The following is an 11,868-nucleotide window of genomic DNA, read 5'->3' on the forward strand; positions in this document are numbered from 1 at the left end:
GAGGTGTCTCCCGGCCCTACTATGAGAAGGCGCTGCGCGACAGCGACGTCAGGGTGCGCGAGAGCATCACGGAAGCTCGGGCCGAACTGAACACGTCTGGAGCGAACCCGTTCTCGAATTGATTCCGTGTGCCGTTCATCAAGCTCCCTGAGAGTTGCGTGCCGGTGAACAATCGTTCTTGCGCGAGGTCTGAAGCGCCCCTCCTCGTCATCGTCGGCCCGACCGCGGCGGGCAAGACCGCGGTCGCGGTGGAGTGCTGCCTGGCGCTGGGGGGCGAGCTCGTCTCCGCCGATTCCATGCAGGTCTACCGCCACCTGGACATCGGCACGAGCAAGCCGACCCCCGAGGAGCGTCGCGGTATCCCCCATCACTGCCTGGACCTGGTGGAGCCGGACGAGGAATACTCGGTGGCGCGCTACCAGGCGGACGCGGGCGCGGCGATTACGGACATCCACGCGCGGGGGAAGCTGCCGGTGCTGTGCGGCGGCACCGGGCTGTATATCCGCGCCGTGCTCTACGGCCTCGACCTACCCATCGCGGCGGCGGACTGGGACCTGCGCGCGCGCCTGGAGGACGAGGCGCAGCGGCATGGGGCGCAAGCGCTGCACGACCGCCTGCGCCAGGTGGATCCCGTCGCGGCGGCGCGCATCCACCCCCACAACGTGCGCCGGGTGGTGCGCGCGCTGGAGGTCTATGTGCTAACCGGACGTCCTATCTCCAGCCATCATCGCCTTGACCAGGCGCCGCCGGCTAAGTATAATGTGCTGGCGTTTGGGCTCAACCTGCCGCGCGGCGAGCTTTACCGGCGCATAGACGCGCGCGTGGAGGCGATGATGGCGCGCGGCCTGCTGGAGGAGGTGCGCCGGCTCGCTGACCGCGGGTACTCCCAGGACATGACCTCCATGAAGGGTCTGGGCTATCGTCAGTTGGCGCAGCACCTGCGAGGGGAGGCGACCCTGGAGGCGGCGGTGCGCCTCATCAAGCGCGATACGCGCCATTACGCGCGCCGGCAGTTGACCTGGTTTCGCGCGGAGCCGGACTTGCGGTGGATCGCGGTTGATGCCGCGGGCGGAAACATCGCTGTTGCCAAGATTATCTGCGACTCCTTTAGTCCCCCGGGATTGCCGACGCTGTCATCCTGAGACCTGCCCGCCGCCTGCGGGGAAGCGAAGGATCCCCTGCCGGGTTTGCTGGAGGACGCAGGCGACGGCCTTGATCATCCCTGGTAGGGGATCCCTCACGACACGGCCCCGAGCGAGCGAGGGGCCGTTGCGTTCGGAATGACAGTCAACGAAGGACAAGCGATGCGCTTCACCAAGATGCACGGACTGGGCAATGATTACGTCGTCATTGACGGCGTCAGCCGGGCCCTGGAGATACCCGAGCAGAGCCTGCCGCGGCTGGCGCGCGAGATGTCGGGCCGCCATTTCGGCATCGGCTCCGACGGCATCATCCTGGTGCTGCCGTCGAAGGCCGCGCATTTCCGCATGCGGATTTTCAACCCCGATGGCAGCGAGGCCGAGATGTGCGGCAACGGCATGCGCATCTTCGCCCGCTATGTCTATGACCACAAGCTGACCGACCGGCGCGAGCTGGAAATCGAAACCCTGGCGGGGATTATCCGCCCCCGGCTGCAACTGCGCGCGGGCAAGGTCACCGCGGTAACCGTGGATATGGGCGTCCCCCGCCTGGAGCGCAAGGAAATCCCGATGAAAGGCAAGGGCGGCCGCCCCCTGCGCGAGCGCCTGCGCGTGCTCGGCGAGCGCTTCGAGGCCACCTGCGTCTCCATGGGCAATCCCCACTGCGTCATCTTCGTGGAGGACGTGGACAAGTTCCCGGTGGAGCGCTTGGGCCCGGCGATCGAGCGCCACGACCTCTTCCCGCGGCGCACCAACGTCGAGTTCGTCCAGGTCGTCGGCCCCGCGGAGCTGCGCATGCGGGTATGGGAGCGCGGGGCGGGGGAGACCCTGGCCTGTGGCACCGGCGCCGCCGCGGCCCTGGTGGCGGCGCACCTGACCGGGCGCAGCGGGCGCAAGGCGGTCATCCACCTGCGCGGGGGCGACCTCAGGGTGTCGTGGAACCCGGACGATCACGTCTTCATCACCGGCCCCGCGGAGGAGGTCTTCGCCGGCGAGTGGCCGGGAGGGGATTAACCACAGAGCACACAGAGGGCACAGAGACGGAAGAGACGGCTGCACAGTTGGGATCAGACTCGTCGCTCACGCCCCAGAAGCAGCGGGAGCTTCGACACCTTCAGGCTTTCTGCAGCCGACTGGAAACACCGGTGCGGAATCTCACGCCCAAGGATCCCCCTCACCCCGACTGGTGGATTGAGCTTGACCAAGGCGGCACCGTGGCGAAGATCGGCGTCGAGGTGACAGAGTTGACGGGTGATCGTCGGCGGCTGAACGCATGGCGGCGGGTGGAGAGGAGCCTTCGTGCCATTGCGAAGGCCAGGTCTGAACTTCAGCGCATCTACGGTGGGGTTTCTCTTGTCGCTGGAAAGTCTCCGCCGAAGACGAAGTGTGCTGACCTGGCGAAGGAGTTGGCTAAATTCGCGGCCGCACAGAACCTGGAGAGGGGCGACCAGTTGGTCCTCAGGAATCCGTTCGGCACCGGGTATCCGGCAATGAATCAATTCGTGCAAACACTCCGACTCTCGAGCGGGTCTATCTCCCTATGGCGGTGTGCGGATCTGACAGCCGGGTGGGCGGGCATTTCCCTGCCAGCAGTGAGGGGCGCGATCGAGGGCAAGGCGCGCAAGGACTATCATATAAGCGGCTTGAAGGAGCTTTGGCTGCTTGTCGTGTTGGGGGCAGAGGTAGAGGACGTTCACGACGGTTCACGTCCCGATGTTGGCGGAGACATGCGCGAAACCTTGAAGCGGCTGGACGTGAGTGCGGAGCCGTTCAACAAGGTCTTCCTCATCGACATGGGTTGGAACTGGGCTTACCAGGTGCGGCCCCGCGTTCTCAGGCTCGCCGGCAACTCAAGGGCGTCCGATGCCCAGTCCGGCCATGCGGGCAGCCAACCAGAATGCACATCAACGAAATCACAGAGCAAGTAATTGGCGCTGCTATCGAGGTGCATCGAGAGCTCGGCCCCGGACTGCTCGAAAGCGCGTACGAAGAGTGTTTGGCCCGCGAGCTGGCCCTACGGCAGATTCCGTTCGAGCGGCAGAAGGCCATTCCAGTCACGTACAAGGGTCGTAAGTTCGACGCCGGCTTTCGAGCAGACATGATCGTAGCCGATCAGGTGTTGGTGGAACTGAAGGCCGTGGAGAGCATTGTGCCTATTCACGAGGCGCAGGTGTTGACCTATCTCAAGCTTGCCGGCTTGCACGTGGGGTTGCTCATCAACTTCAACGTTCCGGTTCTCGCGAAGGGCATCCGCCGGTTCGTCAACGGCCCTGCTCCCACAGAATGAACCGGATCGTTCTCTGTGTTCTCCGTGCTCTCTGTGGTTCACAAGCAAGATAGAAAGGAAGGACGACCTTGCAAATCGCCGATCGAGTGCTGATGACCCCGCCCTATCCCTTCGCCGAGCTGGCGCGCATCAAGCGCGAGATGGTGGCCAAGGGCGCCGACCTGGTGGACCTCGGCATCGGCGACCCCGACCGCCCGACGCCGCCCCACATCGTCGAGGCCCTGTGTCGCGCCGCCCGCGACCCGCGCACCCACCAATACGATGAAACCGGCGCCGGCCTGCCCGCCTTCCGCGAGGCGGTGGCGCGCTGGTACGAGGGGCGTTTCGCGGTCGAGCTCGATCCGAAGGCGGAGGTCTTGCGCCTGATCGGCTCCAAAGAGGGGCTGGCGCACATGCTGTGGTCGGTGCTCAATCCCGGCGATCTCGCGCTCATCCCCGACCCCGCCTACCCGGTGTACAAGGTCAACACCGGCTTCGCGGGAGGCAAGCCGCACATGATGCCGCTGCTCAAGGAGAACGGCTATCTGCCGGACCTGGAGGCGATTCCGGCCAAGGTCGCCGCGCGCGCGAAGATCATGATGCTGTGCTATCCCAACATGCCGACGGCGGCGGTGGCGGAGTGCGACTTCTACCAGCGGGTGGTGGATTTCGCGCGCAAGCACGATCTGCTCGTGTGCCTCGATATGGCCTACTCCGAGATCGCCTTCGACGGCTACCGCACCCACAGCTTGCTGCAGGTGCCCGGCGCCAAGGACGTCGCGGTCGAGTTTCACTCGCTGTCCAAGACCTACAACATGACCGGCTGGCGCATCGGCTACGCGGTCGGCAAGCCGCAGGCGCTGATCGCCCTCGGCAAGCTCAAGTCCAACCTCGATTCCGGTGCGTTCCTGGCGATCCAGGAGGCGGCGGTGGCGGCGCTCACCGGCCCCCAGGAGTGCGTGGCCGAGATGCTGGCCATCTACCAGCGCCGGCGCGACATGCTGGTGGAAGGGCTGCAGGCGCTCGGCTGGCCGGTCGAGAAGCCGAAGGCATCCTTCTACGTGTGGACGCCGACGCCCGAGGGCTATACCGCCGCCAAGTTCGCCGAACTGCTGCTCAACGAGACGCAGGTGCTGGTGACGCCGGGCCGTGCGTATGGCGAGCAGGGCGAGGGCTTCATCCGCATGGCGCTGACGGTGCAGGGGCAGGATCCGCAGGAGCGCATCGGCGAAATGCTGGCGCGCATCGAGCGCAAGCTGGAACTGAAATGGGGGACGCGGGCGCCGGCGTCCTAGCCGCTTGCGCCGGGTGAACGGATTTGAGACGGACGACTCCAGACGGCGTACGCCCCGGCCCCCAGCGCGCGATCCTGGCGGCGTTGGAGCGGCCGCACAGTGAGGGGGAGCAATCGCTGGAGGAGCTGGTGCTGCTGGTCGAATCGGCCGGCGGGGAGAGCGTTGGCGAGGTGGTCCAGCGCCGGGACACCCCCAACCCCGCGACCTTCATCGGCAAGGGCAAAGCGCAGGAGGTGCGCGAGGCGGCGGCTGCCGAGCGCGCCGACCTGGTGGTGGTAGACGGCGATCTCACCCCGGTGCAGCAGCGCAACCTCGAGCGCATCGTCCGCGTGCCGGTGCTCGACCGCACCGCCGTCATCCTCGACATCTTCGCCCGCCGCGCGCGTTCCAACGAGGGCAAGCTCCAGGTCGAGCTCGCGCAGTACACCTACCTGCTGCCGCGCCTGACCGGGCGCGGGGTCATGCTCTCGCGCCTCGGCGGCGGCGTGGGCACCAGCGGCGCCACCGGCGGCATCGGCGCCCGCGGCCCGGGCGAGACCAAGCTGGAGATGGATCGTCGCCGCATCCGTCGCCGCCTCACCGCCCTGCGCAAGCAGGTGCGCCGCATCGGCGACCACCGCCGCCTGCAGCGCCGCTCGCGCTCCCAGTCCCTGCTGCCGCTGGGCGCCATCGTCGGCTACACCAACGTCGGCAAGTCCACCCTGCTCAACGCCCTCAGCGGCGCCGACATCTACGCCGACGACCGTCTCTTCGCCACCCTCGATCCCACCGTGCGCCGGGTCGAGGCTGACGGCATGACCGTGCTCCTCACCGACACCGTGGGCTTCATTCGCAACCTGCCCCACCAGCTCATCGCCGCCTTCCACGCCAGCCTGGAGGAGGTGGTGGAGGCGCATTTTCTGCTGCACGTCGTGGACGCCTCCAGCCCCGGCATGGTCGAGCAGCACGCCGCGGTGCTCAAGGCGCTCGGCGAGCTGGGCGTGGCTGACGCCGAGCGCATCATGGTCTTCAACAAGGCCGACCTGGTGCAGGACCGCGAGGCCCTGGAGAGCATGGCGCGGCGCTACGATCCCGCCGTCATCATCTCCGCGCGCACCGGCGAGGGGCTGGACGACCTGCGCGCCGCCGTCGCGGCTCTCGCCCGCCGGCAGATGGTCGAGGTCGAGGCGCTGCTGCCGTACGATCGCGGCGACCTGCTGGCCCTCGCCTACGACCACGGCGAAGTGGAAAGGGCCGACCACCGCGAAGACGGCGTGCTGCTGGTGGCGCGGCTCCCCGCCGAGGTCGCGGCGCGCATGGAGGACCACGCCGTCGAGGAGCCGCCGCACAACGAGGTGAAGACGTAGCGGCACGCCATGCCGTGCCGCCGCCCGGCAGCCCATGCCCGTCAACCCCGCCTATCGCGGCTTCCTCAAGGCGCTGGACGCCATCGCGCAGGGCGCCGACCCCTGGAGCGCCTACCAGCGGCACTACCTGGGCCCGCAGCGCGCGAAGGTGCTGGCCTACTGGCGGCAGGTGTGGGGCATCGAGGAGGAGCGTCTGCGGCAGGTCATCGCCGACCTCCGACCCGGCGACTACGCCTCGCTGCAACATACCTTGCAGAGAGATGTGGGGACACCCACCGGAGAGGATGTCCCCACGGCCGAGGCGCTGGCCGCCGAGGCCGTCGCCCGCTGCGCGCCGCTGATAGGCCTGCCCGAGCCGCAAGTTGACCTGCTGATCGGCCGTTTCAGCCCCGATGCATTCCTGTTCGAGGTGGCGGGACAGTGGCACATCGGCGTGGGCCTGGAGCGCTTCGCCGAGTTCTCGCTGCTGCCACTGCTGGTCGCGCACGAGTACGGCCACTACGCGCGCCGCCTGCTTGCCCCCGAGCCGGCGACCCTGGCCGACCGCCTGGTCGCCGAGGGCATCGCGGTCGCGTTCGCGCAGGTCGCATACCCGGAGCAACCGCTGACCCGGCACCTGCGCATGACGCCCCGGCGCTTGCACGAGATCGCGGAGTTGAAGCCGGAGCTGTGGGCGGCGCTGCGTCCCCACCTCGACGCGCCGTATTCCGACGCCTTCGCCGGCATCGTTTCCGGCGGTCGGAGGTGGCGGGATTATCCTCCCCGTTTCGGCTGCCACTTGGGCTACATGGCGGTGCGAGCGTTCGCGCGCATGCACGGCCTGTCGCCGGCCGGCCGGGAGGTGCTGGCCGCACCCGCCTCCATCGTCCTTGTCGCCGGTCCGGCTGCGCGCAGCGCGCGGTGAGCGATGGCAGCGCCGCCCGCAGTGTCCCGCCGGAGCCACACGGCAAGCGCCCGGCCATCTCAGTTCCCCCACCGCAACATGGAATAAGTATGTGACGCTCAGATTGGCCGTGTAGTTGGAATAAAGGGCACACCCGCCGCGAGGTGGGGTCGCAAAGCCAAGGGTCTCTCCGAGACAGCCTGGCTGCTCCAATGGGCACTGCAAAGCAGTTGGCAGGGGGTATGCATGAGGCACCTGGGGCATCGGCTGGTTAGCGTTCTCGGCGCTGCCGCCTTCACCTGTCTCGGCGTAGCAGCGGCGCATGCCGCGCCGCCGCTTGTTTACGCACCGACGCAGCAATCCCTCCAGTTGCACTGCGGCCAGTCCAGCGCCTTATCGCTGTGGGTCGGGACCAAGAACAAGGATGTCACCGCGCTCGCGCCCACGGTCGCGCCCGTCAGCGGTTTCGCCGAGATCCCCGCCGCGTGGGTGAGCGCCGCGCCCGGGCAAGCAACCTTCGCCAAGGCCGGTGCCACCTTCATCATCACCATCGCCGTGCCCGTCGGGGCCCCCGCCGGCGTCTATTGCAGCAGCGTGGGGGTTCACGTCATCGCGGGCTCCGGGGGGACGGACGGTGACGGCTGCACGGTGACGTTGACGGTCGTCAATGACCCGCCCCAGGCTGGGTTCAGCTGCCTCCCCGCCACCCCCACCACCGCCGATGTGGTGTCGTTCACCGACGCCTCCAGTGACCCCGACGGAACGATCGTGGCGTGGGCGTGGAACTTCGGCGACGGAACCGGCTCGAACGAGCGCCATCCCACCCACGCGTTCGCTGCGCCCGGCGACTACGTGGTGGCGTTGGTCGTCACCGATGACTGCGGCGCCAATGGCTCCAGCGCCCTGGTGGTGACGGTGGGCGAGACGCCGCCGGAGCCCGTGGTGCAGGAGCCGCTGATTCTATCCTATGGCGGCAGCAGGCTGGCGCCGCGCGGCTCGCCTCTGCGACTCTCCACGTCTGCCTTCGATCTCTCAGGTCAGGACGAGAGCTCGCAGATCGGTTCGCTCGTGAGCTTCATCGTGCTCGACCTGCAGTGGCGGGTTGCCGCTGAGCCCCAGGCCACGCAGGCGGGTCCCGCCACCGCGCCCGGCGCCGAGATTTCGGTGGCGCCCGGCGTGTACCAGGTCTATGTCAACTTCCCGGGGGACGCCCGCTTCCTGGCGGAGAGCGCCGGTCCGGAGCTGGTCGTGGTCTCGCCTGGTGAGGGAGAAGCCCTCGCTGCGTGGGGCAGCCTGGAGGACGGCGGCAGGCAATTCGGCCTGCTGGTGGCGTTTGACGAATACGGGCGGCCGCAGGCGGGCCAGTTCGTGTGCCGGGACGCCGAAACGGGCGACGAAGTGACCAGCGCCTCGGTGGACTCCGTGACGTGCCATGCCGGCGTCTGGCGCGTCAGCGGCGTGTGCTCGGCAAACGACGTCCACGGGTACGAGTTCTGGGCCGAGCTGGCGCCGGTGGACGGCGCCTGGGCGCTGACGTTCGAGGTTTCCAACGGCGTGGCGGCGCAGGGCGTTCTCGACCCGTCGAGCGCGGTGCTCACGCCGTCCAGTTGACCCTCCCTGGCGGCAGCCGCCCCTGCCGGATTGATCTTCGCACCAACCCCCCGTCGCTCATGCGCCCAGCGCGCGTGTGATTGACCGGCGGGAAAGGCTTCTGCTATAATCCGATCGAGCGGGGCGTAGCTCAGCTTGGTAGAGCGCACGGTTCGGGACCGTGAGGTCGGCAGTTCAAGTCTGCCCGCCCCGACCAGCCCCTCGCACTGCTGGAACGCAAGTGGCGTCGTGTGGACGAAGCGCGCGGCTAAGAGCCGGTCCGGAAAGCGGCCGTCTGTCATCCCGAGCCCTTCGGCTGCGCTCAGAGCCTGCCCCGAGCCAAACGAGGGGGTAAACTCCGCGAGGGATCTCGTGACGACTTGCGGAGGGGGAAGCGCCATGGCGCGGAAGCTGCGCATAGCCGTGTGGGCGCTGATGGGAGTGGGGGCGGTGCTGCTCCTGCTCATCGGCGCCGCAGCGGTGTATGTCCCCGTCAAGGCCCGGCGCGCCGAACGCGACCTCGCGCGCGCCATGAACCAGATCGCGGCCACCGGCGCGCCGGTCAAGCTGACCCAGCTTGCGAGGCCGCCCATCCCCGATGCGCAGAACGCCGCCATCGTCTATCAACGAGCATTCGCGGCGCTCAAGCTCTCGGACAACGACAAGGGTCTCCTTCGTCAGGGCCTGTCGGGCAAGTCCAGCCTGGCCGACCCCGCAATAGCCGAGCGGGCGCGGGGCATCCTACAGAGGAACGCCGACGCCCTGCGCCTGATTCATAGCGCGTCCACCATGCCGCGGTGCGATTTCCGCCTCGACTGGAGCAAGGGCAACGGTGTCGCTTTGCCGCAGCTCGGACAATTGCGCATGTGCTCCAGGCTACTCTGCGTGGAGAGCGCCATGCTGCTCCGCGAAGGGCATGTGGACGATGCGCTGGCGGCAAGCGCGGCCAACTGCCGCCTCGCCCGCGCCGCGGAGGAACCCAATCTCTTGGGCCCTCTGACGGAGTACAGCATTATCGGCATGGCGGTCAAGTCATTGGCTGACATCCTGCACGACTCCCAACCCGCGGCTTCCATGTGCCGATTGGTGGCCGGGGACATCGCAAGCATGGATCTGGTGCCCTCCTACGTCGCCGCATTGAAGGGCAATCGGGTCATGGGCATTTCCATATTCGATAGTTTCAGGCCCTCACGCGATCCCCTCAGGGCGGTGGCAGAATTCGCCAGCGGGGAGAAGGGGCGTGGGCGCCATTGGAGCAGCCCACGGTCAAGCGCTTTCACTGGCTGGTGGCTGGCGACCGATGAGCTGACATATCTTCAGTTGATGGCGCGCGTTGTCAGGGAGGGCTCGCTGCCCTACCGAAAAGTGGTGACTATTCATCCTCGGGTTGAGGACAGCGTCGAGACGCTCCCCAGGATGCCGCCGCGTTTGGTGACGGCTCTGCTTATCCCCGCGTTCAGCAATTGTCACAGAGCGCGAGACCGGGCGATAGCTCACCTCGGCCTGGCCCGGATCGCGCTGCTTCTCAAAGCCTACCGGGCCGACCATGGCGGCTACCCCACGTCGCTGGAGGAGTTGGCGCGCGCCGAGGGCCGCGCGCTTCCCACCGATCCCTTCTCGGGGAAACCGTTCGTTTACCGGCGCGATGGGGCGGGCTTTCTCATCTACAGTTGGGGGCCGAACCTGAAGGATGACAAGGGGACGCCGCCGCCGCCAGCGCCGCCAGGGTCGAAGCGTCGGGACGAGGGCGACATTGTGATGCGGTGCGTGCAGTAGCATCACCGAAGCAGGGCACGGCTGTTCTTGGTGAGAATGCTGCGGCGCGCATTCACATGTGGCCCAGCCGCCCTCGGCTCGGATGGAGCGCACGCCCCATTCGACAAGCTCAGGGCAGGCGTGCGCCCCTACAGGTTGTTCACCGATCCCGGCCTGAGGCAGGCATTCACCGTCAGCCCGCTTGGCTCGCCCCCCTACAGCTCCACCAGCGTGCACTTGTACATGCTGTCGAGGCGGCTGATCTTCTTGAGCACCGCCGGCGGCAGGGGGCAGTCCACCGACAGGATCATCAACGCCCGGCCGCGCACCGTCTTGCGGCCGACGTGCATGCCGCCGATGTTGATGTCCTCGCTGCCGAGGATGGTGCCGACCTTGCCGATCACCCCCGGCTGGTCGTGGTGATCGGCGATGAGCATGTACCCGCGGGGCTCGAAGTCCACGCGATAATCATCGAGGCGAACGATGCGCAGCTCATTGCGCCCGAACAGGGTGCCGGCGATGAGGTGCTCGCCGCGGTCCGACACGGCGCGGGTGGTGATAAGGCTGGCGTAATCCTCGGCGGTGGTGCTCTTGGACTCCTTGACCCGCAGCCCGCGCGCCTCCGCCAGCAGCGGCGCGTTGACCAGGTTCACCGGCTCCTCCAGCGCCGGCTGCAGCAGGCCCACCAGGAGCGACGGCGTGACCGCAGTGACGTCGAGCTCGGCGATCTCCCCGCTGTAAGTGATCTCGAGGTCGGTCAAGGGGCCGTCGGCGAGCTGGGCTTGCAGGCGCCCCAGCTTCTCCGCCAGGGTGATGTACGGCTGCAGCGCGGCCAACGCCTCCGGGCGCACGGGCGTGACGTTGACCGCGGTGCGCGCGGGACGGCCGTGCAGCACCTCCACCACCTGTTCCGCGACATCCACCGCCACCCGCACCTGCGCCTCTTCGGTCGAGGCGCCGAGATGGGGCGTAAGGATGATGCCCTCGACTCCTACCAGCGGCGACTCCCGGGGCGGCTCCTGCTCGAAGACATCCACCGCGGCACCGGCGACCACGCCCGACTTGACGGCGTTCGCCAGCGCCTGTTCCTCGACGATGCCGCCGCGCGCGGTGTTGACGATGCGCAGGCCGGGCTTGGAACGGGCGAGCTCGGCCGCTCCGATGGCGCCGCGGGTGTCCTTGGTGAGCGGGGCGTGGATGCTGACGTAATCGGATTTGGCGAGCAGCTCGGGCAGGCTCACCAGCTCCACCCCCAGGCGCTCGGCATGCTCCGCGGAAATGTAAGGGTCGTGGGCGAGGATGCGCATCCCGAAGGCGTGCGCGCGCCGTGCGACCTCGGAGCCGATCTTGCCCAGGCCGAATAGGCCCAGCGTCTTGTTGTAGAGCTCGACGCCGACGAACTTGCCGCGCTTCCACTCGCCCCGGCGCATCGAGTCATAGGCCGCGGGGATGCGCCGCGACAGCGCCAGCAGCAGCGCAATCGTGTGTTCAGTCGCCGCGATCGTGTTGCCCTCGGGCGAGTTGACGACGATGATGCCGCGGCGGGTCGCCGCCGGGACATCGACGTTGTCGACCCCGACCCCGGCGCGGGGGA

At 67.9% G+C, this 11,868-nt stretch carries 10 protein-coding genes, 1 tRNA gene and 1 riboswitch; of the genes, 10 read left to right on the top strand and 1 reads right to left on the bottom strand.

Annotated features, from left to right (window positions below):
* Nucleotides 1-164: 164 nt before the first annotated feature.
* The 10 genes from miaA to VM221_00120 all read left to right on the top strand — a co-directional run bounded on the left by miaA (nt 165) and on the right by VM221_00120 (nt 10,295).
* Nucleotides 165-1,142: a tRNA (adenosine(37)-N6)-dimethylallyltransferase MiaA gene (gene miaA / locus VM221_00075; GenBank protein HUT73218.1), complete on the top strand. Its 978-nt coding sequence runs from the start codon at nt 165-167 to the stop codon at nt 1,140-1,142.
* 162 nt (nt 1,143-1,304) lie between these two features.
* Nucleotides 1,305-2,153: a diaminopimelate epimerase gene (gene dapF, locus VM221_00080; protein HUT73219.1), complete on the top strand. Its 849-nt coding sequence runs from the start codon at nt 1,305-1,307 to the stop codon at nt 2,151-2,153.
* A 200-nt stretch (nt 2,154-2,353) separates the two neighbouring features.
* Nucleotides 2,354-3,067 (top strand): hypothetical protein, encoded by a 714-nt coding sequence (locus VM221_00085; GenBank protein ID HUT73220.1) that lies wholly within the window; start codon nt 2,354-2,356, stop codon nt 3,065-3,067.
* On the top strand, nt 3,037-3,426 hold the full coding sequence (locus VM221_00090) for a GxxExxY protein (GenBank protein ID HUT73221.1): 390 nt from the start codon (nt 3,037-3,039) through the stop codon (nt 3,424-3,426). The genes VM221_00085 and VM221_00090 overlap by 31 nt, the downstream gene beginning before the upstream one ends.
* Before the next feature lie 68 nt (nt 3,427-3,494).
* Nucleotides 3,495-4,700, top strand: coding sequence for an LL-diaminopimelate aminotransferase (locus tag VM221_00095; GenBank protein HUT73222.1), 1,206 nt, complete (start codon nt 3,495-3,497; stop codon nt 4,698-4,700).
* 23 nt (nt 4,701-4,723) lie between these two features.
* On the top strand, nt 4,724-6,046 hold the full coding sequence (hflX, locus tag VM221_00100) for a GTPase HflX (protein HUT73223.1): 1,323 nt from the start codon (nt 4,724-4,726) through the stop codon (nt 6,044-6,046).
* 34 nt (nt 6,047-6,080) lie between these two features.
* Nucleotides 6,081-6,950 carry a DUF2268 domain-containing putative Zn-dependent protease gene (locus VM221_00105; protein HUT73224.1) on the top strand — a complete coding sequence of 290 codons (870 nt, stop codon included), beginning with the start codon at nt 6,081-6,083 and terminating at the stop codon, nt 6,948-6,950.
* Between the two features lie 116 nt (nt 6,951-7,066).
* Nucleotides 7,067-7,141: riboswitch (cyclic di-GMP riboswitch) on the top strand.
* A 34-nt stretch (nt 7,142-7,175) separates the two neighbouring features.
* A complete protein-coding gene (locus tag VM221_00110) occupies nt 7,176-8,540 on the top strand; it encodes a PKD domain-containing protein (protein ID HUT73225.1) in 1,365 nt (454 codons plus the stop codon).
* A 119-nt stretch (nt 8,541-8,659) separates the two neighbouring features.
* A tRNA-Pro gene (locus tag VM221_00115) sits at nt 8,660-8,736 on the top strand.
* A gap of 182 nt (nt 8,737-8,918) precedes the next feature.
* Complete coding sequence (locus VM221_00120) at nt 8,919-10,295, top strand: hypothetical protein (GenBank protein HUT73226.1); 1,377 nt, start codon at nt 8,919-8,921, stop codon at nt 10,293-10,295.
* Between the two features lie 194 nt (nt 10,296-10,489).
* Here VM221_00120 and serA read toward each other — a convergent pair.
* The coding region (gene serA, locus VM221_00125) for a phosphoglycerate dehydrogenase (protein ID HUT73227.1) at nt 10,490-11,868 on the bottom strand (1,379 nt) is incomplete at its 5' end.

It is taken from the genome of Armatimonadota bacterium (assembly GCA_035527535.1).
GTDB lineage: Bacteria > Armatimonadota > Hebobacteria.